Raw genomic sequence first — 23,481 nt, forward strand, 5'->3', positions numbered from 1 at the left:
GAGGAGGAACAACGAAATACCATTGATTCATCATTCAGACAGAGGATTGCAATATTGTGCGAATGATTACCAAAATACTCTAAATAAAAACGGAATATTGCCAAGTATGACACAAAATTCTGATCCCTATGAGAATGCTGTAGCTGAAAGAATAAACGGAATATTAAAACAGGAATTCATGATTGATAAATACAATTTAGATTTAAACATCATCAGAAAAATTGTCAAAGAATCAGTCAATATATACAATGAATTAAGACCTCATTATTCTAATCATATGCTGACTCCAAACCAAATGCGTTTACAAAGTCAAATTAAAATGAGGACCTATAAAACAAAAAACACTTGCAAAAACGTTTTTGCAAGTGTTTAATTAAATATTTTTGTCTAATAATCTGTATCGGTTATTTAGGACAAGACATAAATTAAAAATTGACTTCCACTATTAACAAACTTTCAAAATCAGAAAAAAGACACTCGCAATTTTCAGGATGTCATCAAAAGCAATCTTGAAGATATAGAACCACAATTCTATTCACAGAATAAAAAGACTACCACAGATTCTATTTCGTATCATTTAATGTAAAAAATAAAAGCAAAATAGATAAATCAATGACAACAAAAAAGAGAACCCTTTGATGAAAATTATTTTTTACAAATCAAAAACACTCATAATTTCAAGTAAAATCTTAACTTATGTACAACAAACTAATAACATATCCTTAACAGCTAAAAGGGGAAAAGTATACGATCTTTGCAGTGTAATAAACTGGTTATTTATTACATGGTTTTGGTTAGTTAGTAAGAAAGTTGTCCCGCAAATTGCGGGACTTTTTTTATTTTATTTTGAAACACCAATAAATGCCAGCACTGCATTATTAAAAACAATAGGTTGCTACACATTTACCACATGACCACATTGTGCAATAACAAATAATTTTGACGATTTATAATGCCTTTCAACCACTTTTCGTACTGATGGCAAAAACATATAATCTTCTTCTCCCATCACATAAAGTGTAGGGATTTCTAACTCCACTTGGCGAAACAATTTCAATAACGGATTAATCTCAGCGGTAAGTTGGAACCATTTTATAAATTCTTTTTGGTATAATTTTTTAGCCTCATTTATAAAAAGCAAACGGGATTGTTTATGATTCCTTTTAGGCATTATCACAAAAGCAAAAAACCGATACAATACCAAATAAGGCAAAATGTATTTAAAAACATTCCCTAATTGCATCAAGATTTGCGATCGGTAATTCATTTTTAAGATTGCACCGCCCAATATCATGCTTTGTACCCGTTCTGGATGAATTTCAGCCAATTGTCGAATGAGAATTGTACCTAATGAAATTCCAACAAAATGGGATTTTTCAATTTTTAAATGGTCAATTACTTCCAAAAGATCATTTGCAATCGACTCGAAAGTATATTTTTTCTGAAAAGCCTTTTTCAAAATAGTTTTAGAATTTCCGTGACCTCTTAAATCTAATAATAAAACATTATATTCTTTCTGAAAATCCCGAATTTGCTTGAACCAAATAGTCGAACTTCCGCCTGCTCCGTGAACAAAAGTCACCCACTGCGTGCTGTTTTCGTTTTTATAAATGCTGTAGTTTATCAAACGTTATTTTTTTTTAATGAAACACGAATTATCTCGAATTAATCTGTAGAATTTCGTGAAATTCGCGGCTAATTTTATTTTAAAATCCCTTCCATTTCCTGTTGCATTTTCAAGGCTTCTTTCCTAGCTTTTTCGGCAAAATCAATGCCGTTTGAGGCATAGATGATCGCTCTTGAAGAATTAATAAGCAATCCCACATTGGCATTCATTCCGTATTTACACACTTCAGAAAGACTACCTCCTTGAGCACCAACTCCAGGAACTAACAAGAAACTATCGGGTACAATTTTGCGGATTTCGGTAAAATATTCTGCTTTAGTAGCACCAACAACATACATCAGGTTTTCAGAATTTTTCCAAGATTTTGAAGTTTCCAAAACTTGTTTGTATAATTCCTTTCCATCCACGTTTAAGGTCTGAAAATCAAAAGCACCTTCGTTCGAAGTCAAAGCCAACATAATAGTATGTTTGTTTTCGAATGCTAGAAAAGGCTCCACAGAATCTTTCCCCATATAAGGAGCAACGGTAACACTATCAAAATTCAAATCTTCGAAAAAAGCTTTGGCATACATGGAAGAAGTATTGCCAATATCGCCCCGTTTTGCATCAGCAATCGTGAAGATGTCTGGATGAGTTGAGTTGATGTAATTAATGGTTTTTTGCAATGACATCCACCCTTTTATCCCATAAGCTTCATAGAAAGCTGTATTGGGTTTATAAGAAACCGTCAAATCGTGTGTTGCATCTATTATCGCTTTATTGAATTCGAAAATAGGATCTTCTAATGTTAATAAATGCTTTGGAATTTTATTCAAATCAACATCCAGTCCTATGCATAGGAATGATTTTTTCAATTGAATTTGATTGTAAAGTTCTGGTGTTGTCATGTACTTTTTTTTTCTGTGGCAAATTTACAAACTAGAATCCAAATAACTTGGAATTATACAACAATCATAAAAAATTGTGTAATACAAATAACTTATACCTATAATAACTTTGTAATAAAGGTTGTAAATATATTTAAAACCTTCATTGCAATGTTGCATTAAAAGGTCTTAGGTAATTTCAAAATTGTCTAAAAACCGTTTCATCAAATTGACACAAACGATATTCGATGTATTAGAAAAGATTAGTCAATTCAATAGCAATGTAATTAGAAAGAAAATTCAAATAAAATTGACCATAAAGAGGTACTAAATAACAATAAACAAACCACAAAAAGCATACAAAGAATTAATTGTTTTTTTTGTCACAAGAATTGAAGAATTGGATGAATATGGCTGTTGTTAGCATGACACGACCTCAGTAAAATTATAAAACCAAATTAAGCATGTTGCGCAATTATGCAATCTAATAGTAACAATTACAAATAATAATAATAATAATAATAATAATAATATTTAAAACTAGAAATTATGAACTCTACAGAAATCAAAGGAAATTGGAACGAAATTAAGGGAAAATTAAAACAAAAGTATGCCGTTCTTACGGATGACGATTTGATGTACGAAAAAGGTAAAGAAGATGAGCTTTATGGAAAAATTCAAAAGAAAATAGGCAAAAGCAAAGACGAAATTACAAAATGGATTGCTGAATTGTAATTCATTCATTTAAGTACAAATTGGAACTGCCTTTTCATTAATAATCCTTTAGAGAAGATTATTTTTGTTAAGGCAGTTTTTTTTTAGAAAAATAACACTATAAACACAAGGCGAATCAAACACCATATTGTACAGGTATTATAGTATTTTTCAAATGTTTGATTTAAGATATTTAAGACCTCAATTTAGCATTACTCCATCACCATTACATTAAAAATCTCTTTTTGAACATTTTGATAAGATGCGCTCCATTTGTCTTTTATTAAGAGCATCATAAGAAAAAAGTTTAACAACAAGTCAATGAACCAATTGAAAATTTGAAAGGAATTAAAGTATAAAAAAAGTTATAAAATCAAATCTAAAATTTATCAAAAAAACAATATTTACAGCAAACATGTGTTAATAAATAAAGTCTTATAAGTTTTTTTATTAATTTAGAGGCAAAAATTACGACATATGAAGGTATATATAAAATTTGATTTCAATACAGTTTGTAATAAAATCCTAGAAGAAAAATTGGCCGAAAGCCAAATAAAACATAGGAATTTGGGTTTTGGAGAAGTTGAATTTTTAGAAAAAGTATCTCAAGAAAAACTTCGTTTTTTTAGAAATTCATTACAATCCTACGGAATAGAAATTGTAGAAAACCAAAAAGCCATCTTAATTCAAAAAATTAAAGACGCTGTTGTCGATTTGGTGTTCAATGAGGATATAGCTATAAATGTAAAAACTTCAGTTTATTTGGCTGAAAAACTTGAATTAAGTTACGGTCATTTGTCTAATCTATTTTCAGAAGTGACCTATACTTCTATAGAAAATTTTATCATACTTCAAAAAATTGAACGTGCCAAGCAATTAATCTTAAGCAATCAATTATCTTTAACCGAAATAGCTTTTCAATTAAATTATTCAAGTGTAGCTCATTTGAGTTCTCAGTTTAAAAATACAACTGGTATTACACCATCAGCATTTCAAAGAATTATCAAAAAACGAAAAGAAAACACTTCTAAAAATTAAAATCAAAAAAATATGCAACACGATTATATTTTAATCACATTAGCAGACGACGATGAAGACGATCGGTTATTTTTTACAGATGCCTTTGATGAATTAAAAGTCAATACGGTTGTAAACACATTTAAAAACGGCTTAGAATTAATGGATTTTTTAAACCATTCGGAAACCGTTTTACCTAATATCATTTTTCTAGATTTGAATATGCCAATTTTAAACGGTATTGAATGTCTCAAAGAAATCAAAAAAAATGATAAATTTAAAGACATTGCAATAGCTATTTATTCTACCTCATCATCAGAGCAGGATATAGAAAATACTTTTGTCTTAGGTGCCAATATTTATATAAAAAAACCAAGTGACTTTAATGAGCTAAAAAAAATATTGGCTGATGTTGTCATTATCAATTGGCAATACCATACTAACGGTTTAAATAAGGATAATTTTTTACTTCGTCTATAAATAATGAAAAACTTAAAGCTTAAATCTACTTTTTATCATAAAATAATTTTTGCAATAAGTTTGCTAATACTATTGGTTGTTGGTGTAATTACAATAAAACACATTAATAGCATCTCTGCCTCTTCAAAATTACTAATGCATACTTATGAAGTAAATTTAGAATTAGAACATTTGTACTCCTATATTAAAGATTCCGAAAATAGCATACGAGGTTATTTAATTTCTAGAGACACTGTCTATCTCAAACCGTATCGAGACGATATAAAACAAGTTAACAAATCATTTGAATTACTACAAGAGCTAACTAAGGATAGTCCCAAACAACAGAAAAATCTGGATTTTTTGTACAAAATCATCAATACCCGAAACCTGTACATGTCCAGCTATTCTAACTTCAATAATAATTTTGATGTTACTCAGAATATCACTTTTAAAAAAAACTTTAATGAAAGTGGTCTTTTATTAGCTGCCATCAGAATAAAACTGAATGAGATGGTAACTATTGAAGAATCATTTTTAAAGCAACGTAATTTCAATTATAATAGTCAAATCTACCTGACTCCAATTTTAACTTTAAGTATTTTATTTCTCACCTTACTACTTTTAGTTTTTGCTTATTATCAAACCACAAAAGATGTCGAAAAACTCCAGGCTTATAATTTTAAATTAAATAAATCCCATTTCTTAAGTTATCAGGCAGAAATACTTTCTGAATTTGGCACATGGGATTTGAATTTGAACACCAATACAATTGTCTGTTCCGATAATTTATATCGAATTTTGGGAGTAGCTCCTCAATCATTTCAAGCTTCTCAGAAGAACTTTCTAAAATTCATACATCCTGAAGACATTCCATTTGTAACCCGTATTTTTGACAAAATAGTAGCAGATGAAAACCTCCCAAATTCTTACTTTAGAATAATTAAACCAGATGGAGCGGTTCGACTGGTACGCTCGGTTGGAAAACTATTTGTAGACCAACTAGGGAATAGAACTATTTTAGGTGTAACAAGTGATATCACCAACGAACGCCGCAAAACCGAATTATTAGAAGAAAGAAACCAAGAACTCGAACAACGTATCAAGGAGTTGAACGAGTTTAATCATGTCGCCAGTCATGACTTACAAGAACCTTTACGAAAAATTCAGACTTTTATCTCCAGAATTAATGAGAAAGAGAAAGAAAATCTATCCAATTTTGGTATTGAATATTTATCGCGTATTGAAAATGCAGCGAACCGAATGCGTACTTTAATTAATGATTTGTTACAGTATTCAAGAACGAGTAGGCCAGAAAAAAATCTTGAAATAACGGATTTAAACGAAATACTAAACGATAGTTTAACAGAACTATCTCAAAACATTGAGAACAAAAAAGCAATAATAAACCATGAAATATTGCCAACAATTGAAGCAATACCTTTTCAAATGCAGCAACTTTTCTCCAACATGCTTAGTAATTCTTTGAAATATTCCAAACTGACTAGTACACCAGTAATTGACATAAATTACACCGAAATTACCGCCAAAAACGAGCCTCATTTAGTCGAATATGGGCAGAAAAAATATCATAAAATAACTTTCACTGACAACGGAATAGGATTTAATCAAGAACATGCCGATAAAATATTTCTATTATTTAACCGACTACATGGTAAAAGTGAATATAATGGAACTGGTGTAGGATTAGCCATTTGCAAAAAAATTGCAGAAAACCACAAAGGATTTATTTTCGCCGATAGCAAACTTGATGAAGGAAGTACTTTTACCGTATTTATTCCTGTGTAGAGAAGTGCTTTGTAATTTATTGTTTTATTACATGGTAATTATATAAATCTAAAATCAAATCATATAATTATAATATTCGCTTTTGTAGTCAACTTTGGGGTAACATATTGCCATGATAAATCTACTTCAAAAACGGATCTTTTTCTACTCGCTATTCTTTATAATTATGATTAGCACTGTTTTATTATGCACAAATCTAACTAAGGAATACCTGAACATTACTTTCGAAAAAAACTACAGAACTACCGGATCTGCAATAAATTTTAATTTGATTAATCAGCTAAATAAATCCAACCAAAAAGCGATTGAATTATCTACTTATATTTATACCAAAACAACCGATTTAAATACACTGCAATTGATTTTAAAAATCAAAAAAGAGCAGAAAGAAATTGAAACTGAATTAAAACAGCTCAGCGAAAAAAATTTGATTATCATACCAAATTCGATTTATAATAAAAGTTTAAAACTAGACTCCTCTAGTTTTAAAAACATTAAAAAGCTTTATTTTAACTTATTAGAAACCGAGCTCAACAAGCAAATCAATATCTTCGATAGCATAAAAATAAGCACTCGAAATCCAGATTTTAAACAATTTGCTATACGATCATTAGCAAAATTGAATAGCAATCATAAAATACTAGAAGCCCGTTATACTTTAATTCAATTTACTCCTAAAACTTCCTTTTGCAAGAAAAGTTTTTGATTAAAAAGTAAAATGGACTAGCAATATGGAAATTCTGTAACACATCCAAAATATATTATAACACAAAGGCAGTTAAGCTATCGCATCTTTGTAATGTAGCAATCAATATAGTAAAATTTATTAAAAAATAATTGAAACGCAATTTGAAATAAAGGTGGAAACAATTTTCACATTTCCACACATAACTTCATGACGGCGAGCATTTTAACTTATTTAAAACAAATAAAACTATTTAAAACATAGAAATCATGCAAAATTTATTGTACACCATCGCAGTTATTTTAGTACTACTTTGGGCCATTGGGTTCTTTGTATACAATGTTGGATCATTAATCCATATTTTATTAGTAATCGCTGTAATAGCCATTTTACTAAAATTAATCAGAGGATAAAAAAATTAAAATAAAAACAATTAAAAAAACAAAAAAGATGAAAACGAATAAAACAATTTTGGGAGTAGTAGGTGGATTAGCAGTTGGTGCTGTAATAGGAATATTATTTGCTCCAGACAAAGGATCCAAAACGAGAAAAAAAATTATCGATAAGAGCACAGAAGCTACTGATGATATAAAAGATAAATTTGATAAAGTAGTACATACTGTTTCTGACAAATACAATTCACTGATTAAAAAAGGAGAAGAATTGGTCGAAAAAGAAAAAAAAGAGATAGAAAATTTGAAACAAATCAACAAATAGTTGGGCAGAAAATATCGATTTAAAAGAAATCAATTAATTTATAAAAATGAAAAAAAAATGAAAAGTTTAAAAATATCATTCGCATTAATTGTAACTGCAATTGCTTTTACTGCGTGTAAGGATGAAAACCAAATGAAAGCGAATGAATCACTTGATGCCTTTGACAAATATACTGATTCTGTAAGCAACGTCGCTGAAGAAAAAGCAGCAGAAAACTGGGAAGCGATAGAGACTAAATACCGTGAATTGAAAATGAATGCCGAAAATTCATTGTCTGCTGCCAAAGACAAAGTTACACTTCAGACAGACTTCGATAAGACTTCGATGAAATATGAGGATTATAAACGTAAAGTTATGTCCGAAAAAGAAAAAAACCAAAAAACAGCCATGTATCTTTCCTTATTGGGGCCAAGCTATGTTAATGATGACATGCAGTTTAATTGGGTAAACAAAAACAATATTCTTAGTGTTTATCAAAACTTTGTAAACACCGTACAAAAAAACAAAGATTCGTATTCTCGTGAAGATTGGGACGAAATAAAGCTAGTTTATGAAGCCTTAGACACTAGAAAAAACACCGTTGAAAAAGAAGGTTTAAGCTCTTCCGATAATTTGAAAATTGCTGGACTAAAACTTAAATTCAGTCCGATGTACACCCTAAATAGAATGGGCGCCAAGTCGGAAGAAAATGCTGAAGCCAAAAAATAAGTATCGCATATTATGTTGCAAAAAAAATGAGGTCCGAAAAGACCTCATTTTTTTGTATACACTATTCTGAAATTAGAAAACTTCGCTGGCTTCTTTCAGTTTCTCCATATTATTAACCAACGCCAATTCGTCAACAATTTTCTGGATATCTCCATTCATAATATTTCCTAGATCGTACAAAGTCAATCCAACTCTATGATCCGTTACCCGACCTTGGGAGTAATTATAAGTTCTAATTTTTGCAGAACGGTCACCAGAACTCACTTGTGATGTACGTTTTGTAGCATCTTCGGCTTGTTTTTTGGCCAATTCTTGTTCGTACAAACGAGAACGCAATACGCCCAATGCTTTATCTTTATTCTTATGTTGCGATTTTTGATCCTGACATTGCGCCACTAATCCCGTAGGTAAATGCGTCAAACGAACCGCCGATTTAGTTGTATTTACAGATTGTCCACCAGGTCCCGAAGAACAAAAGAAATCGACACGAACCTCGTTCATATCAATTTGCACATCAAACTCCTCCGCTTCCGGAAGCACCATAACCGTTGCTGCTGATGTGTGAACACGACCTTGCGTTTCCGTTTGTGGCACGCGTTGTACCCGATGCACACCCGCTTCAAACTTCAAAGTTCCATAAACATCTTCGCCCGTAACTTCAAAAATCACCTCTTTAAAACCACCTGAAGTACCTTCGTTCATATCGACAACCGAAGTTCTCCATCCACGGTTTTCACAATATTTAGTGTACATACGAAACAAATCCCCTGCAAAAATACTGGCTTCATCCCCACCCGTTCCGGCGCGAATCTCGACCATCACATTCTTAGCATCTTCCTCGTCTTTCGGAATCAACAAAAACTTGATTTCTTCCTCCAGGACCGGCAATCTTTCCTTCGCTTCATCGAGTTGCATTTTGGCCATTTCGGTCATATCTGCATCACTTCCACCGGCAATTATTTCGTTGGCCTCTTCAATATTCGCCATTATCAGAATGTATTCATCACGCTTTTCGGCCAATGCTTTCAAGCCTTTGTATTCTTGATTCAATTGCACATAACGCTTCTGATCGCTGATTACATCGGGCTGAATAATCAAGTCCGAAATCTCGTCGAAACGCTGTTTTACTATTTGAAGTCTATCTAACATATACCTATTCCTTTTATTCTTCTAGTTAATATTTTTTTCCCATGGGCAGAAGTAACCTCTTAGAACGTTTTTTTATCTTCATCAAAAATCGTTTTTCGGTTCGGAGTGCAAAATTACGAAAAAGAATGCAGATTGCAGTTTTTAGATTTCAGAATTTTTTTTAGGAGCTATTTCCAGCTGTCATTCTAATCTTTTTTGATAAAACTTGCTTCGCGTTTTATCAAAAAAGGATTTTCCCTTCCATCTGGGCTAAGATTTGTGGTAAATGACTTCGTTTACGGTTTCCCGTAAAATTACTGAAGCAAAAGGAGTTAGATTTGAAAAAACATTTAAGAACTAGAATGATTTTATCAGTATTTTTGGTAGGAAGTATTATATTTGATATAATATAAAGTATGACGGTTATCATACATATCTACCCACAATTGGGTGGATTTGTATGATTTTGTCAGACCTATATGCTAGTTATGCACAATTATCCCTCAACATCACGAAATAAAAGACGTTAATATGGAAGACAACCTTCGCCCAAATAATCAAGAAACGGAATTTTTAACTTTAGCTTATAACCGATTTTATGATTTGTTTGATGAAGTTTTCGATGATTCCTTTTGGGAAAAAAGCGATTGGGAAAGATTCTCAAAAGTTAGCCAAACATTTTCTATATATTCAGAATTATTGAACTATGAACCGCTTAAATGGGTAATTAAAGAGCTTAAAACAAAAAGACCCCCAATGGAATCTGAAATTGGAAGTGAACTTTTCAAGTTTGTTAGAAATGTTCTTTCACATTTTCCGTTTTTTGAAAAGTGGGATGATGTTTGGATTGGAAAATCTATAATAAATTGGCATAAAGAAGGTCTAACTATTGATAAATTTTTACTGAAATATGAAGGAAAGAATGAAGTTAAATACCGATTTTGGGAACCCAAAAAAAAAGAAATGACGTATTTGACAATATCGTTTCCTGAGATATATGATGAAAATTCCAAAATATTCTTAAAAGACATAATCTCCGAAAAAGAAGGTGTAAAATTTTCATTGATTTTAATGAAACAAATATTAAACACTCAAGTTGAAACTATAAAACAATAATATTAATTCAAAACTTAAAAATATGCCATATTCAATTGGTCAAAAGGTTATTTATAATTCAATTGGCGGAAAAAACGTAGAAGCTAAGATAATTGCTAAAAAAGATCCTCAAACAGGAACAATTAAAACAGATCGCGCAAGTGGAAATTTTGATTATCTTGTTTCAGTTGATAAGAATGGAATAACGGAGGAACACTTTTGTAATGAAAAAGATATAAAATAACTGTGCATAACCGCCATTTTGAGCTAGCTGGAATTTAGTGGAATTACCGTTTCGCATCAAGTTTTCGTTAATCCGAAAATTGAGCAGTTACGAACTTCCAGCCATCTCAAAGTGGCATAACGTTATATGCTACTTGCGCCGAAAAGACACAGTTGAAAATAATTAGAATATTAACAGTTATTTAATGGCAAGCTTAGAGCCAAACAGAGATAAGCAATAACATAAAGTGATTGTTAACAGAAAAAATGACTAAAAAATAATATGAAGATTATAAGACCGAAAATTATTGGAACTTTAAAAGTACAAGCTATGATGGCTGGTAATTTAGCTGTTAAAAACGATATTAAAAATGCTCCGAACAAAATAATTGTGCAATGTAATTCGTATGAACACGGTAATGAAATTATTACTAAAATTAAAGAGGCGAAGTTTGGAGATGTTTTACATTTTTAACAATTAAAGAGTATTAAATTTAATAATCTGTTACGACGACCAAAGTCGAAAATAATTACGAAATTGTGAATGAAGGTGAAATAATAAAGTTTTAATCTGCTAACAGAAAGACGAATGTTGAAATCTGCCAACAGAAGTTGGAAAGTTTGAGGTTTAAAAAGCACAAAGTTTGAAATTATAAATTTATTTTTAGATTTATAACAGAAAAATTAGAAATGAAACGTTGAAAATTACGAACCGAAAATCAGAAGGGCGAAAGTTGGAATTTGCCAACAAAAACTTGAAAAATTTTGTGGTTTAAATCGTAATTTCGACCAAAAACAAGCAGCATATAACAGCTGTTTCAATATACTTGCGGATTTAGTGGAATTACGTGCTATAATCATAAATCTGCATAACCAAAAACACTCTGCTATTAGGTCCGCAAGCATCTTGAAGCAGCGACACGTTATGCCTCAGTTTAAAGAACCAAATAACCTAACAATGAAATTAGATATTAAAAGTATTTCTAACGGAAAAGCAAAAGATATAATTTTGGAATCTATAGTTCGTAAAGAGAATAATCTGAAACAAACTAAAGAATTCCAAAAAGAATTGTTCTTAAACGCAACTTTAGATGATGTAAACTTTTTGTTGAAATCCATTGTAGATTCAAAATTGGACTTAATTAAAGTAAATTTCGGTAATGAAACGTACGTCACGGAAATTGGACATATTAATCCATTTTTAAAAAACGGAGGTTTTGAAAAAATTGAAGCTGAAGAAATACAGAAAAATAGAAAAGATATTATTGATTTCAAAATTTCAAATTTTAAATATTATACTTTTTGGCCTTTGTTTTTATTTGCTTTTGTAGGTTTTGGGTTTAGTGTCTCTAACTTCATCAGTAACCGAAAAAATCAAGAGAATACAAAACTAAAAGAACAGCGAATTGAGCAAATGGAATTGGAATTAACCAAATTGCAAACTTCCATTTTAAACCAAAAAAATCTTGATTCTTTGCATAATCCCAAGGGGTTGACCAAGAAAATTGATAAATAAGCATTGCTAAATAAACAATGGCGAATATTGTAAAAATAAGTATGTATAAGTTATCTATTGACATAATAATTAATTTAAAATTGTTTCCGACTTAAACGGTGCGGAAGCGAAACCGAAAATTGAAACCGAAAAAAATGGCGTGAAAAAACCGAAGGCATAACCGCTGTTTTGAGCTAGCTGGAGTTTAGTGGAATTGCCGTTCCGCAATCATATTTTAGTTAAGCCGAAAATTGAGCGGTTACGAACTTCCAGCCATCTCAAAGTGGCAAAACGTTGTGGTTAATTTAAATAAACAGAATATGAAAACTAAAATAATACTATTACTTTTCTTTCAGCTTGCAGTATCTAGTCTTTATGCGCAACACAATGAACTTGAAATGAAAAAACATTCCAGTTCTGACACTCTCTCACAAAGTAAATATGCTAAGGAATATTCTAAAATAATGATAGAAATGCATACGAAAATGTCTAGTGTTGCAACAACCATGAATGATGACCTAGATTTCTTAAAAGAAATGATTCCACATCATCAGGGTGCAATCGATATGGCTAAAGCAATACTTCAAGGCACGAAAGATAAAAGAATACAAAATTTAGCACTTGGTATTATTACAGAGCAACAAAATGAAATCAATATTATGAAGCAATTAATTAGTGATATTGAACTTAAATCTAAACAACATGAAAACTAAAACTTTAACTTTAACTTTTGGGCTTTTACTAATTGTAGTTATAAGCATAAAAGCACAAACTACAGATGTGATCTACACAACTGATCAAAACTCAAATACTGTAACGGTAATTGACGGTGATAAACAAGAGATTTTAGGAACATTAGTTTTAGGTTATCCTAATACCGATTCTCGTGTGTTTAGTCCCTTGTATAATGGAGACATAAATGTGCATGGAATTAACCATGATCCAGTCCATCAAAAAGTTGCTGTGGTATCAACAGTCTCAAATTCGGTAACTATAATAGATGCAAACACTGCAAAAATAATTGGCCGCACTAATGTTGGCAGAAACCCACACGAACCGAGATTCACTAAAGACGGTCATGAAATATGGGTAACTGTGCGTGGAGATAACTATGTGAGTGTTTTAGATGCAAAATCTTTAAAAGAAAAACAACGTATTATTTTAAGCGAAGGACCTGGGATGATATCCTTTTCCAATGATGGAAAAAAAGCCTTTGTATGTTCCAGTTTTGATGATAATTTTTGGGTGATTGACGTAAAAACAAAAAAAATAATTAAAACCATAAAAGTACCATCAAAATTCTCGCCGTTTGTGAATACAACGCCTGATGGAAAGGAAGTATGGGTAACGCACAAAGACGTAGGGATGGTTTCTAGAATTGACGCAATTAATAATACCTTGATAGAATCTTTTGAAACAGGTAAAATCACCAATCATATTGGATTTTCTCCAAATAAATATTTCGTTACCGTAGGTGGAGAAAATAAAGTGAAAGTTTATGAAATAGGTTCCGATAACAAAGCAAAAATGGTAAATGAAATTAAGACAAATGATTTGCCACATGGGATTTGGGAAAGCACCGATGGGACAAAACAATATATTGTAAATGAACTGGCGGATTCATTCCAAATTATAGATGTAAAAAACATGGAAATTGTAAATACACTACCGATAGGAATGAGACCTCAAGCACTTATTGTAACTCCTTTTAAAGGGAATTTAGAAGTTCTGAAAAATAATATTAAAAATCAAAATCCAGAATTTAAAGGGCCGAAAAACTAAAAACATGAAAAACTACCCACAACAGCTAGAGTTTCGTTGGATGCGTAGCACCAACAATGAAACCCCCACTGGCGCTCGTTTGTCGGAAACTCTGGTGCTTGTCTGCGGCGAGTACCTATTTAAATTAGAAGAAAAATTGTAGCGTTTGCAACGCGGATAACAACTTTAGAAGCGTTAATTGTATTTTATGAAAGTGATTTTGTAAATAGTAGTTATACAGAAAAAGTTATTACTCTATTTTGTAATTTAAATGTCGAAACTTTATGGTGATTTAATATTGAGCCGCGCTGCAAACGCTTTGAATCATTTTCAAAAATAAGTAGATACTCGATTCAATCGAGCACCAGATTGGAGTAAATCATAAGAGAAAATAAACAGCTCTGCGGAATAAGAATAAGTCATATCAGCAATTATAATCGTGATTACACTGCCGAATTCTCCCGACATTTGCTTTACTTTGATAGAATAAAAACTTTGTTACTTCCACAACTATTCTTAAATTGAGAAATTTAAAATACAGCCGATAAAAAACAATCTTTGCTCACGAAAGCTAGCTATCATTATGGAAAAATATTTGCGTCAATTGATTACAATTGAATTTGAAGATAAAAAAGACGTTTTTACCGGTTTTCTAATTGATTGGACCGAAGATTGGATTTTGCTTAAAAACAATCCCGTCGATTTCATCATAGATGGTTTTACGATTTTGAAAAACATGAATGTAAAATCAATTATTCAAGATAAAGACCACGAATTCACTGAAAAAGTCATTAAATTAAAAGGTTTAAAAACCAGTGCCGAAGAAATAATACCACTTACTAATTTGGAATCCATTATCCATTTTTTAGCCCATAAATATGAAATTTTTCAGATTGTAAAAAAGTCTGATAAAGCAGTTTATCTTGGTAAATTAATCGAAATCAATGACAATGAATTGGTCATGGATTTTTTAGGTCCGGAAGGAAAATTTGAGGGAGAAACAATTTTTAAACCTAAAAAAATAAGAGTCATTGAATTTGACACAGACTATATCAATTCCTTAAAATTAATTATTCAAGAAGAAAATAAAAAATAGGTCTTTTTCTTTTATTCTTCTGACGCTGAGTCATAATTCCTAGCCTAGAGCTATGCGAAGTCAAGATATGTTGTAACAACAAAATATAATCAGGAATGTTAAGCCCAGCAATGAGAAGTTTTAGTAAGTCGCAACAAAAAATATATTAGACATTTCTCTACGAAGTCTTCCGACTTGGTAGCTATTCCAATTATCAACAAACATTGGAAAATATTATAGTTGTAGCGGCAAATAGTAATGGGTACGAAATCGGGAGACTTCCCAGAGCAGCGTAGTTTTTATTATATTATGACCAAGAAAACTATAAAAACATGGTTCAGCCGATGTAGGACTAATTTTTACGACCTACAATCTGCGCTGAATTTTCAACCTAATTGACCCAAATCTATTACAACAATATCTAAAAATAATGGATTTGTTTATTTCTGATAGTAAATTCATTTTTAGAGATTTACACCGTAAAATTATATTCGAAATTAATATTATACACTTAAAAAAAAACATTTTTTTGTAGCTTAAATAGCTTATATTTACTTGATTTTTAATCAATTTTAAAATAAACGGAGGTTTTTAGACAAACTGACGTTAGGGGCAAGTTTAAAAAAAAAGACGGATTACGAAAGCTTAAGGGCTCACCGCCTTAAGTGACAAAAAATAGAAATATTAAATTTTAAAAGTGGAGACCAGAACCCACTGTGAAAAACGGGGCGTATTCTGAAAAGCCATATGAGTAGGAAATATAATTTAAAAACATGTACAAGAAGTTTACACTCACAGACAAATTACTCTTTATTTCGGCTATGCTTTCGTTGGTATATTCCGAAGTATTATTTTTTAATGGAAATTCGGATCAAGCTATTTTCATAGGGCTTTGGGTTCCAAGCATTTTAGCTTTTGGTATTTATTTGAAACTAATAAACAATAAGAAAAATGATTGAATTTATCCCCTATTTTGCCGGTATAATAACTTTACTATTCGGTGTCGCTTTTAGTTATGCTATTTCTGACGGCTGGAATTTTAAAAAGAAATAAGAATTATATTTCTGATGTAAACTAAATCTACTCCTAATTGATACAATGGGAAAGTACTAATAAGGAAACAATTTATAATAGAGTCGAATATAGGGCTTACGATAACGTATTGTTTGTTATTGAAAAGCTATTATTATAATAAAAAAGATAAAAAATGATGGAAAATATTTTTTTAAGTTTAACGCAAATTACTGTAGGACTATCTGTTGTCTATGTTTGGGTTTTTAGATTTGACAATGTAGTTAAAGAATTTAAGCAATTTGGATTAAGTGATTTAATCCGCAACTTTGTAGGAGCATCTAAAATTGCATTAGCAACATTGCTTATAGCTGGTATTTGGCATTCATCCTTAGTCCAAATTCCTTCGATACTTATGGGTATGTTTATGATAGCTGCCCAATATTTCCATTTTAAGATTAAAAATCCATTTATTAAACACCTCCCCTCGCTAATTCTATTGATTCTTTCTGCAATCATAGCAATAGGTTCAAGTAAATCATTTTGAAATGACTTTAATCATAATTTGTATTATAATATCCAGTTTTTCATTCTATGCTTATGTAGTTTCCTATTTCATATCACCCCATATGAAAAACGAATTCAAACGATTTAATATGGAAAAATTAGGACTATTGACAATAATTTTAGAATTATTGGGGGCTACTGGGTTATTGATAGGGATCGAATTCAATCTAATGTTAACGATATCATCTTTAGGACTTGGGCTACTTATGTTGTGTGGTTTGGTAGTAAGAATAAAATTAAAAGATAGTACCTGGATATCTTTACCAGCATTATTTTTTATGATTTTGAATCTATTTATTTTCTTTGAGTCAATAAAATAATTTTCAATCAACTATAACTGATTTTATGGATAGAAATGAAGAAAAAACCAGCCCATAACAGCACCTAAAAGAAATTGGGGGTTCAGTGCTTCGTTTGACAGTTTTGTGGTTATCAAACATTTGTTCTACGTATGAACATCTGTGGCAAAAACCCCACTCTGTGAAGTATAAATTTAGTCATATTTCATCAAATACAAAGTAAAGACGAAGTCTCCAGACTTCGTCTTTATTTCAACAATCTACAAACACAAGAAAATTACTAAAGTTTTAAAGGCATATAGCAATAAGTACGAAGTCGGGTGACTTCACACAGCAGCAAATTAAATCTCCACAAGCGAGTCTCGACTGCGCTCGACTTGACAAAACCACTAGGCTTACATATAAAGTCTGTCACATCGAGCGTAGTCGACATGCAATCTGTTATTAGAAAAACTATTACCTAGCACATTTCACGCAAAGCAAACTTTGTGGTCTAAAAAGAATTCTTCCCAATGCAATAGGTTTATGGCATTTTAGGCATTTCCCAAAATCATTGGTGCCAATTTGAGCCATTACTTTATTGAGGCTGGCTAGTTTTATTTTGGCATTATTCAAGGGAATGGCCAAAACATTATCATTATTAATCGAGTTCATTCTACTCACGTGACCTATCGCATCCTTAGAAGTCACTGGTTTTGACAACTCTTCGAGTTTGGCAATCGCTATTTCTGTTTTCGCTATTTCTGCAACAATCTTTTCTCTTATTTCGTCTGTGGTTTTTTGGGTGGTCTTTTTCAGTTTTTCCCCTATCCTCAGCGAGGAGTATTTTTTATATCCTAATCTCAGGGCCGATAGATTCAGGACTAAATATTAAAGCTATCGCATTACTATTTAAAATCGAAGTGACGAGGTGTTTTTAATTCCATTAATTTCAAATAGAAAAAGAATTATTTTAATTTACTAAGAATAAATTCTAATCCCAGTGCAGCAACAACGGTATCTTCTTCCCCAGTAGCGCCCGAAAAAACGGCTAGAACGTAACCATTATTTACTTTTTCAATCACTCCTCCAATAAATTTAAACTCGCCCAATAAAGGCGTTCTATCGGAAGTGCCACTGTTTTTGAGTGTATCCACCATTTCACCGGCTTTAGAATAGGCAACTGCCAAAAAGTTGACTTCCTCATTTTTTAAAGCACCCATAACTTTCATTTTCGAAACCCAATTTCCTTTTCCGCCTTCCAAAAAGGCAATTATGCCAACACCTCTTATTTTCATTTCCTTTGATTTGTGTTCCATTGCAGATAAACTTGCATCAGAATTATCTGAAAATAAGTTTTCGGAATTTTGTGTAGCTGTTGTCATTTTTGATGTTTTTTAATACACAAATGTAGGACTAAATCCGATACCTTGTTACAGCTAAGTACAGAACCCCGCTCGTGAACACAATCATTGTAATTGGCACGATTGAGACGCTCGTATTAGCCATTACTAGAAAAATCTATTACCACTATTTTATGCTTTTTTCTTTCGTTATTATGAAAATAAAACATCATCAACAGCCCTGATGGTAGCGGCATCCTCGTAGTCCCGATGCATCGGGATGTAGAGATACAGCGGACAGCAGGAAGATTGGTTATTGAAAAAAGCAATTGGTCTGCTACTAAAAAAAACAATTTATCTCGCTCATACATGTTCATCGCTAGCGTAGAATTATATTTTGCCATTAAACGAGAGACAGCAAAATAATTCCCCATTTTAGAACGAGCATTCGACTCAGGAACACTACCATTGCAATTGGTACGGGCTAGGAAAACCTATACTATTATTTCAAAAAAAAAAAAACGACTGGTTTTCACTGGAGTTATTATAATGATGAATTACTTGTCGCGACAAGCGAAAAAGTTAAAAGAATTGGAAAGATTTTTTTTAATATTTTTTTAGCTATATTTGAATAAATGGCACTATCGATCTATTATCAGCTAAGTATAGAAACGATGGTAATAATGGCGTCAAAAAAAAAACAGTATGGAACTTGAAATAAAATTAATATTAGGATTATCCCTAATTATAAACGTACTATTAATAGCCACCTTTGCTTTTAAGTTTTATAATAATTGGTTTGAAATTGGGGTTTTAAAATCCTCGTTTAGAGAAAGCATTTTTAATTCTGCTCCAGACGATTTCGGAAAAATATATTTTGTAGGAGACAGTGATACAGAGGCTTTCGAATTGAATGAATTTTTACAAAATAAAGATGTTAGAAACAGAGGGATTTGGGGAGATGTTAGCAGCAATATTATTAAACGATTAGATAATATCATTAGACAACGGCCTAAAAAGATATTTCTAATGATTGGACAGAATGATATTTGCTCAGGAAGGTCAATTGATACTATTATTGCTAACGTGGAGCAATTTATAAAGATTTCAAAGGCCAGTTTGCCTGACGTTGAGTTGTATATTGAAAGTGCACTCCCTTCTAATGAGCCAATTCTTCACTCCAAAGAAAAAACCATAGATAGACTTAAAAAACTAAATGCAGGATACAAAATACTTGCAAAAAAACATGACGTAACTTACATCGACCTCTTTCATCATTTTATTGAAGATAATGAAATAAAAAAAGAATATAGTTTTGATGGGTCGCACCTTAATGGTAAAGGTTATTTGCTACTTGCTAAGCTCTTGAAACCACATGTAGAAATATAAATAACTGCGAGCAAAAAGGAATTATATCGGCACATTGTTAGCGAATTGCATACTGTGGTCACTAACGAGAGCAGCCAACAAAAGCAGAAAGAGATTGTTTTTTATCGGGCCGTCGATTTTGGCAGTGCCACTATAAATCTACAGCAGCATCTTAGTGATTGCAATGCGAGTTATTTACTAAAAGTGTTTAAAAAAGAAACTCGACTTTAGCCTGTCTTAATCGAAGTCGAAGGGTTCTAGCCTAACAAAACCTCAACGATTAAAGCAAAACGATTGTCACAGCGATTGCAATCGAGTTGCAACCAGATAGCTTCTTACAACATGCTATCAAATAAAAGCAATTATTTATTTAGCACATTTAATGCAAAGCAAACTTTGTGGTCGAAAAAGAATCCTGCCTAATGCAATTGGTTTATGACATTTTAAGCATTTCCCAAAATCATCAGTACCAATTTGAGCCATAACTTTATTGAGACTAGCTAATTTTATTTTGGCATTATTCAAGGGTATGGCCAAAACCGTATCATTATTGATCGAGTTCATCCTACTCACATGACCTATCGCATCGGTTGAAGTAACCGGTTTAGACAATTCTTCGAGTTTTGTAATTGTTTTTTCTGTTTTCTCGATTTCTGCGACTACTTTTAGTCTTATTTCGTCTGTGGTCTTTTTCATTTTTTTATATTTTATCTAAGGTGTTGTATGTGAAGCTATACTATATACATTTTTTTTCAAACAAATACATTGTAGATTCTAGTCAAAATATACGAAATAGAATCCAGTTTTGCAAATTGACGCTCTTGCTGATTCAATAATATAATTTACAATTCCAATTTACGATACCAACATAGCTTTTGCAAAGTAGTTTTTTATACTTTTATCAAACCGAAAATTACTCTTTATTTAAAAATACCAATAAAAATGAATACCAAAGTTGATGACTATATCAATAATGCTAAAAAATGGCAAGACGAAATAATCCAATTGAGAACGCTGCTTTTGGATTGTGGCCTTACAGAAGAATTCAAGTGGCGCACGCCATGTTATTGTTTTCAAGGAAACAATGTTGTGCTTATTGGCAGTTTTGCAGCGTGTTGTACACTTAGTTTTTTCAAAGGAACTTTGCTTCAAGACGCTAATGGTTTTCTAAGCAAACCAGGCGAAAACAGCCAGGCGGTACGCTTTTTTAAGTTCACCAATTTGGCTCAAATTCAGGAACTGCAACCCATCATAAAAAACTATATTTACGAAGCCATTGCAATAGAAAAAGTAGGTTTAAAAGTACTCTTCAAAAGCAATACGGAACTTGAATTTGTCGAAGAACTGCAAATTGCATTAGACAATAATCCCGCATTAAAAACCGCTTTCGAAGCCTTAACACCGGGACGACAACGAGGATATAATTTGTATTTTTCGGCTCCAAAACAAACCAAAACTCGGGAATCTAGAATAGAAAATCACATTCCGCGCATTTTGGATGGCAAAGGAATTCACGATTGTGTTTGTGGATTATCGAAAAAAATGCCTACTTGTGATGGTTCCCATAAATACATTTGATTTTACTTAATCCTAGTATTTTTTTTGAAAAAAAATCGACTATATTTACTTGCTCCCAATTAAAAACATTTAAATTTTGGATACTCGGTTTATCAATAATAATAATAATAATAGACTGCTGTTACTATTTTTCTTTTTAACCACTTGCCTACAAGGGCAAAATACCAATCAAAAAGATTTTGACAGCCTAAAAACCTCCTCGAATTGGCATTTACAATTCGAAGATGACTGTACAAAAGATTGGAAGTCCCATTGGTTCTTAGACGGACTCCGTGCAGTGATTAAAAATACTCGGGAAGGAATGACTTTTAGCGCAGGTCCTAAAGAAGGCAGTGATGCCAGTCATGCCGTATTATGGACAAAGAAATCGTTCAAAGGAGATGTAAAAATAGAATATCAATATACTCGAACGGATACTTGTACAGAATGGGTAACTATCTTATACATTCAAGCCACGGGAATACCGCCTTATTCCCAAGACATTTCAACTTGGAATGATGCAAGAACAATTCCAGCCATGCTTACGTATTTTACGAATATGAAAGCCCTTCATATTAGTTATTCCGCCTATGATAAAGACAATACCGACATCACTAACGATTATATAAGAGTACGGCAATATCCCGTACTTCCTGGCCAAAACTTTAATACGACCACAGCGATTCCTGAGGCCAGTTTTAAAACTGGACTTTTTAAACCAGGAGAAACCTATACAATTACAGTTATAAAAACAGCCGAAAAACTCTATTTTAAGGTGGAAGGAAAAAAAGATTCCAAGCTTTTTTCATGGGACCTCAGCAAGCAACTTCCTATTCTTGAAGGTCGAATTGGTTTGAGGCATATGTTTACTCGATCGGCACGGTATAAAGATTTTAAAATTTCTGTAAAAGAATAAGAACGCTGTAAAAAAGAACTTCAACTGCACATTTTTTTGATTCAATGCTTTATTGCTTCTTCTTTTAAAAAAAACTAATATTCCATCATCTTAAACTCTAAAGATTCCAGAAGAAACGGAATTGCAAATAATCAAAGCAAAAAGACAAAAATAGCTACCTTAGTTTTTCATATATCATTATGAAAATAAAACATACAACCCTGATGTAATCGGCCTTGTCAAAGCGGAGCGCTACAGCGGAGATAATAAAAAAAACACTCAATACAATTAATTTACACCAGAAGTCTGTAGCCGTCCGCTATCATGTAACTTAAATTTCATAAGCTTTTTATTGCGACAAACAAAATGTCCCGCTGGGACTTAAAACTAAAACAACTCCATGGGGGTTCTTCGGCAATTTTACGCTCCTTAATAAACTCGATTTCTATTTTTTACCTACCTCAATTTCCTGAGCTAAGTTCTCATTAGATTTCTGGAGCTCTTCTTGGATCTATATTTTTTGCTGCAATTCAGCTTTAAAATTGTTTTCAGGATTTTAGCTTCATCAGCAACGGGAAATATCTAAATAAAGCGATGCTAGTTGCCCAAGAAAATACGGCTGTAAAAAACTTAACCAAGCCATGTAATCTATAGATGGGTAACCAAAAAATGGCAGCATATATAATATGTGTCTATCCAAAAAGTAGAATAAAACTGGAAAAATACCATAAACTATTTGGCATCGAAATGCCTCGTTTTTTTATCAGGAAATGCATCAGAAAATATGGAATGACCTTTTAGACGGCTCAAATGGCAAGATCTGAAAGAATGTAAAACCATATATGAAATTCAGTACCTTAACAACTTATTAAAAAATGCTGCGATTTGCTGCCCTAAATCCATTTCATTATTTGTCTTTTTTTAAAGGCAATTGCTCTTTTTGTTGGTACATTTTAATTTATTACAATTTTTTTTTGAGTTGTAATTACCGCTACTATGTTTAGTTTTATTATCGTGGTTATTTACCAATTTCAAAACATCTTAACAATGCGTTCAATGCAGAAAATAGAAAAGCAATTTATCT

Annotated in this window: 29 protein-coding genes; 21 read left to right on the forward strand and 8 right to left on the reverse strand. The window is 31.8% G+C overall.

Annotated features, from left to right (window positions below):
* Positions 1-373: integrase core domain-containing protein (locus E0F76_RS11555; protein ID WP_165932689.1), on the forward strand; the 373-nt coding region annotated here is incomplete at its 5' end.
* Between the two features lie 522 nt (positions 374-895).
* On the opposite strand, the gene E0F76_RS11560 is transcribed toward E0F76_RS11555, so the two are convergent.
* Together E0F76_RS11560 and pyrF are read right to left on the reverse strand one after the other, a co-directional pair.
* Positions 896-1,627 carry an alpha/beta fold hydrolase gene (locus tag E0F76_RS11560; RefSeq protein WP_132005928.1) on the reverse strand — a complete coding sequence of 244 codons (732 nt, stop codon included), beginning with the start codon at positions 1,625-1,627 and terminating at the stop codon, positions 896-898.
* A gap of 74 nt (positions 1,628-1,701) precedes the next feature.
* Entirely contained in the window at positions 1,702-2,514 is an 813-nt protein-coding gene (pyrF, locus tag E0F76_RS11565; protein WP_132005931.1) for an orotidine-5'-phosphate decarboxylase, read from the reverse strand.
* Between the two features lie 528 nt (positions 2,515-3,042).
* Here pyrF and E0F76_RS11570 point away from each other — a divergent pair.
* From E0F76_RS11570 to E0F76_RS11605, 8 genes are all read left to right on the forward strand, one after another.
* On the forward strand, positions 3,043-3,228 hold the full coding sequence (locus E0F76_RS11570; protein WP_132005934.1) for a CsbD family protein: 186 nt from the start codon (positions 3,043-3,045) through the stop codon (positions 3,226-3,228).
* Between the two features lie 456 nt (positions 3,229-3,684).
* Entirely contained in the window at positions 3,685-4,245 is a 561-nt protein-coding gene (locus tag E0F76_RS11575; RefSeq protein ID WP_132005937.1) for a helix-turn-helix domain-containing protein, read from the forward strand.
* A gap of 12 nt (positions 4,246-4,257) precedes the next feature.
* Positions 4,258-4,704 carry a response regulator gene (locus E0F76_RS11580; RefSeq protein ID WP_132005940.1) on the forward strand — a complete coding sequence of 149 codons (447 nt, stop codon included), beginning with the start codon at positions 4,258-4,260 and terminating at the stop codon, positions 4,702-4,704.
* Positions 4,705-4,707: 3 nt separating this feature from the next.
* Positions 4,708-6,492 carry a CHASE3 domain-containing protein gene (locus tag E0F76_RS11585; protein WP_132005943.1) on the forward strand — a complete coding sequence of 595 codons (1,785 nt, stop codon included), beginning with the start codon at positions 4,708-4,710 and terminating at the stop codon, positions 6,490-6,492.
* A gap of 166 nt (positions 6,493-6,658) precedes the next feature.
* Positions 6,659-7,198, forward strand: coding sequence for a hypothetical protein (locus E0F76_RS11590; RefSeq protein ID WP_132005946.1), 540 nt, complete (start codon positions 6,659-6,661; stop codon positions 7,196-7,198).
* A gap of 248 nt (positions 7,199-7,446) precedes the next feature.
* Positions 7,447-7,590, forward strand: coding sequence for a lmo0937 family membrane protein (locus E0F76_RS11595; RefSeq protein ID WP_132005949.1), 144 nt, complete (start codon positions 7,447-7,449; stop codon positions 7,588-7,590).
* A 37-nt stretch (positions 7,591-7,627) separates the two neighbouring features.
* Positions 7,628-7,894, forward strand: coding sequence for a YtxH domain-containing protein (locus E0F76_RS11600; RefSeq protein ID WP_132005952.1), 267 nt, complete (start codon positions 7,628-7,630; stop codon positions 7,892-7,894).
* Positions 7,895-7,951: 57 nt separating this feature from the next.
* Complete coding sequence (locus E0F76_RS11605) at positions 7,952-8,602, forward strand: DUF6565 domain-containing protein (protein WP_132005955.1); 651 nt, start codon at positions 7,952-7,954, stop codon at positions 8,600-8,602.
* 72 nt (positions 8,603-8,674) lie between these two features.
* Here the strand turns inward: E0F76_RS11605 and prfA are convergent, their stop codons facing one another.
* Complete coding sequence (prfA, locus tag E0F76_RS11610) at positions 8,675-9,751, reverse strand: peptide chain release factor 1 (protein WP_132005958.1); 1,077 nt, start codon at positions 9,749-9,751, stop codon at positions 8,675-8,677.
* 510 nt (positions 9,752-10,261) lie between these two features.
* Between prfA and E0F76_RS11615 the strand changes: the two genes are divergently transcribed.
* From E0F76_RS11615 to E0F76_RS11640, 6 genes are all read left to right on the forward strand, one after another.
* A complete protein-coding gene (locus tag E0F76_RS11615) occupies positions 10,262-10,846 on the forward strand; it encodes a hypothetical protein (protein ID WP_132005961.1) in 585 nt (194 codons plus the stop codon).
* A gap of 22 nt (positions 10,847-10,868) precedes the next feature.
* Positions 10,869-11,069: a hypothetical protein gene (locus E0F76_RS11620; RefSeq protein WP_132005964.1), complete on the forward strand. Its 201-nt coding sequence runs from the start codon at positions 10,869-10,871 to the stop codon at positions 11,067-11,069.
* Positions 11,070-11,330: 261 nt separating this feature from the next.
* A complete protein-coding gene (locus tag E0F76_RS11625) occupies positions 11,331-11,522 on the forward strand; it encodes a hypothetical protein (RefSeq protein WP_132005967.1) in 192 nt (63 codons plus the stop codon).
* A 483-nt stretch (positions 11,523-12,005) separates the two neighbouring features.
* Positions 12,006-12,563, forward strand: a complete 558-nt coding sequence (locus E0F76_RS11630) for a hypothetical protein (protein WP_132005970.1) — start codon at positions 12,006-12,008, stop codon at positions 12,561-12,563.
* Positions 12,564-12,862: 299 nt separating this feature from the next.
* On the forward strand, positions 12,863-13,255 hold the full coding sequence (locus E0F76_RS11635) for a DUF305 domain-containing protein (RefSeq protein ID WP_132005973.1): 393 nt from the start codon (positions 12,863-12,865) through the stop codon (positions 13,253-13,255).
* The gene (locus E0F76_RS11640) at positions 13,245-14,324 is read left to right on the forward strand and encodes a YncE family protein (RefSeq protein WP_132005976.1); all 1,080 of its coding nucleotides are present in this window, start codon (positions 13,245-13,247) and stop codon (positions 14,322-14,324) included. The genes E0F76_RS11635 and E0F76_RS11640 overlap by 11 nt, the downstream gene beginning before the upstream one ends.
* Positions 14,325-14,633: 309 nt before the next feature.
* Here the strand turns inward: E0F76_RS11640 and E0F76_RS19335 are convergent, their stop codons facing one another.
* A complete protein-coding gene (locus tag E0F76_RS19335) occupies positions 14,634-14,771 on the reverse strand; it encodes a hypothetical protein (protein WP_165932690.1) in 138 nt (45 codons plus the stop codon).
* 115 nt (positions 14,772-14,886) lie between these two features.
* Here E0F76_RS19335 and E0F76_RS11645 point away from each other — a divergent pair, with 115 nt between their 5' ends.
* From E0F76_RS11645 to E0F76_RS11660, 3 genes are all read left to right on the forward strand, one after another.
* Positions 14,887-15,399, forward strand: coding sequence for a hypothetical protein (locus tag E0F76_RS11645; protein ID WP_132005979.1), 513 nt, complete (start codon positions 14,887-14,889; stop codon positions 15,397-15,399).
* A 1,186-nt stretch (positions 15,400-16,585) separates the two neighbouring features.
* On the forward strand, positions 16,586-16,936 hold the full coding sequence (locus tag E0F76_RS11655) for a DoxX family protein (RefSeq protein ID WP_246022047.1): 351 nt from the start codon (positions 16,586-16,588) through the stop codon (positions 16,934-16,936).
* An 82-nt stretch (positions 16,937-17,018) separates the two neighbouring features.
* The gene (locus tag E0F76_RS11660) at positions 17,019-17,276 is read left to right on the forward strand and encodes a hypothetical protein (RefSeq protein WP_407920988.1); all 258 of its coding nucleotides are present in this window, start codon (positions 17,019-17,021) and stop codon (positions 17,274-17,276) included.
* 435 nt (positions 17,277-17,711) lie between these two features.
* On the opposite strand, the gene E0F76_RS11665 is transcribed toward E0F76_RS11660, so the two are convergent.
* Positions 17,712-17,957, reverse strand: a complete 246-nt coding sequence (locus tag E0F76_RS11665) for a TraR/DksA family transcriptional regulator (protein ID WP_132005988.1) — start codon at positions 17,955-17,957, stop codon at positions 17,712-17,714.
* A 245-nt stretch (positions 17,958-18,202) separates the two neighbouring features.
* Positions 18,203-18,619 carry a hypothetical protein gene (locus E0F76_RS11670; RefSeq protein WP_132005991.1) on the reverse strand — a complete coding sequence of 139 codons (417 nt, stop codon included), beginning with the start codon at positions 18,617-18,619 and terminating at the stop codon, positions 18,203-18,205.
* 663 nt (positions 18,620-19,282) lie between these two features.
* Here E0F76_RS11670 and E0F76_RS11675 point away from each other — a divergent pair.
* Positions 19,283-19,966 (forward strand): GDSL-type esterase/lipase family protein, encoded by a 684-nt coding sequence (locus E0F76_RS11675; protein WP_132005994.1) that lies wholly within the window; start codon positions 19,283-19,285, stop codon positions 19,964-19,966.
* Positions 19,967-20,311: 345 nt separating this feature from the next.
* Here the strand turns inward: E0F76_RS11675 and E0F76_RS11680 are convergent, their stop codons facing one another.
* Positions 20,312-20,641, reverse strand: coding sequence for a TraR/DksA family transcriptional regulator (locus E0F76_RS11680; protein WP_132005997.1), 330 nt, complete (start codon positions 20,639-20,641; stop codon positions 20,312-20,314).
* A 246-nt stretch (positions 20,642-20,887) separates the two neighbouring features.
* Between E0F76_RS11680 and E0F76_RS11685 the strand changes: the two genes are divergently transcribed.
* Positions 20,888-21,523, forward strand: a complete 636-nt coding sequence (locus E0F76_RS11685; RefSeq protein WP_132006000.1) for a YdeI/OmpD-associated family protein — start codon at positions 20,888-20,890, stop codon at positions 21,521-21,523.
* A 76-nt stretch (positions 21,524-21,599) separates the two neighbouring features.
* On the forward strand, positions 21,600-22,418 hold the full coding sequence (locus E0F76_RS11690) for a DUF1961 family protein (RefSeq protein WP_220398919.1): 819 nt from the start codon (positions 21,600-21,602) through the stop codon (positions 22,416-22,418).
* A 527-nt stretch (positions 22,419-22,945) separates the two neighbouring features.
* On the opposite strand, the gene E0F76_RS20075 is transcribed toward E0F76_RS11690, so the two are convergent.
* On the reverse strand, positions 22,946-23,083 hold the full coding sequence (locus tag E0F76_RS20075; RefSeq protein WP_456236439.1) for a hypothetical protein: 138 nt from the start codon (positions 23,081-23,083) through the stop codon (positions 22,946-22,948).
* Positions 23,084-23,481: the final 398 nt, after the last annotated feature.

The sequence above is a fragment of the Flavobacterium cellulosilyticum genome, assembly GCF_004349355.1.
GTDB classification, from domain to species: Bacteria; Bacteroidota; Bacteroidia; order Flavobacteriales; family Flavobacteriaceae; genus Flavobacterium; species Flavobacterium cellulosilyticum.

What these genes read in the sequence shown, in the direction of transcription:
- E0F76_RS11645 (WP_132005979.1), top strand. Translation starts at nt 14,887, where the DNA reads ATGGAAAAATATTTGCGTCAATTGATTACAATTGAATTTGAAGATAAA.
- E0F76_RS11660 (WP_407920988.1), top strand. Translation starts at nt 17,019, where the DNA reads ATGAAAAACGAATTCAAACGATTTAATATGGAAAAATTAGGACTATTG.
- E0F76_RS11625 (WP_132005967.1), top strand. Translation starts at nt 11,331, where the DNA reads ATGAAGATTATAAGACCGAAAATTATTGGAACTTTAAAAGTACAAGCT.
- E0F76_RS11605 (WP_132005955.1), top strand. Translation starts at nt 7,952, where the DNA reads ATGAAAAGTTTAAAAATATCATTCGCATTAATTGTAACTGCAATTGCT.
- E0F76_RS11655 (WP_246022047.1), top strand. Translation starts at nt 16,586, where the DNA reads ATGATGGAAAATATTTTTTTAAGTTTAACGCAAATTACTGTAGGACTA.
- E0F76_RS11630 (WP_132005970.1), top strand. Translation starts at nt 12,006, where the DNA reads ATGAAATTAGATATTAAAAGTATTTCTAACGGAAAAGCAAAAGATATA.
- E0F76_RS11635 (WP_132005973.1), top strand. Translation starts at nt 12,863, where the DNA reads ATGAAAACTAAAATAATACTATTACTTTTCTTTCAGCTTGCAGTATCT.
- pyrF (WP_132005931.1), bottom strand. Translation starts at nt 2,514, where the DNA reads ATGACAACACCAGAACTTTACAATCAAATTCAATTGAAAAAATCATTC.
- E0F76_RS11670 (WP_132005991.1), bottom strand. Translation starts at nt 18,619, where the DNA reads ATGACAACAGCTACACAAAATTCCGAAAACTTATTTTCAGATAATTCT.
- E0F76_RS11620 (WP_132005964.1), top strand. Translation starts at nt 10,869, where the DNA reads ATGCCATATTCAATTGGTCAAAAGGTTATTTATAATTCAATTGGCGGA.
- E0F76_RS11570 (WP_132005934.1), top strand. Translation starts at nt 3,043, where the DNA reads ATGAACTCTACAGAAATCAAAGGAAATTGGAACGAAATTAAGGGAAAA.
- E0F76_RS11600 (WP_132005952.1), top strand. Translation starts at nt 7,628, where the DNA reads ATGAAAACGAATAAAACAATTTTGGGAGTAGTAGGTGGATTAGCAGTT.
- E0F76_RS11595 (WP_132005949.1), top strand. Translation starts at nt 7,447, where the DNA reads ATGCAAAATTTATTGTACACCATCGCAGTTATTTTAGTACTACTTTGG.
- E0F76_RS11575 (WP_132005937.1), top strand. Translation starts at nt 3,685, where the DNA reads ATGAAGGTATATATAAAATTTGATTTCAATACAGTTTGTAATAAAATC.
- E0F76_RS11685 (WP_132006000.1), top strand. Translation starts at nt 20,888, where the DNA reads ATGAATACCAAAGTTGATGACTATATCAATAATGCTAAAAAATGGCAA.
- E0F76_RS11680 (WP_132005997.1), bottom strand. Translation starts at nt 20,641, where the DNA reads ATGAAAAAGACCACAGACGAAATAAGACTAAAAGTAGTCGCAGAAATC.
- prfA (WP_132005958.1), bottom strand. Translation starts at nt 9,751, where the DNA reads ATGTTAGATAGACTTCAAATAGTAAAACAGCGTTTCGACGAGATTTCG.
- E0F76_RS11615 (WP_132005961.1), top strand. Translation starts at nt 10,262, where the DNA reads ATGGAAGACAACCTTCGCCCAAATAATCAAGAAACGGAATTTTTAACT.
- E0F76_RS11590 (WP_132005946.1), top strand. Translation starts at nt 6,659, where the DNA reads ATGATTAGCACTGTTTTATTATGCACAAATCTAACTAAGGAATACCTG.
- E0F76_RS19335 (WP_165932690.1), bottom strand. Translation starts at nt 14,771, where the DNA reads ATGTCGGGAGAATTCGGCAGTGTAATCACGATTATAATTGCTGATATG.
- E0F76_RS11580 (WP_132005940.1), top strand. Translation starts at nt 4,258, where the DNA reads ATGCAACACGATTATATTTTAATCACATTAGCAGACGACGATGAAGAC.
- E0F76_RS11640 (WP_132005976.1), top strand. Translation starts at nt 13,245, where the DNA reads ATGAAAACTAAAACTTTAACTTTAACTTTTGGGCTTTTACTAATTGTA.
- E0F76_RS11675 (WP_132005994.1), top strand. Translation starts at nt 19,283, where the DNA reads ATGGAACTTGAAATAAAATTAATATTAGGATTATCCCTAATTATAAAC.
- E0F76_RS11585 (WP_132005943.1), top strand. Translation starts at nt 4,708, where the DNA reads ATGAAAAACTTAAAGCTTAAATCTACTTTTTATCATAAAATAATTTTT.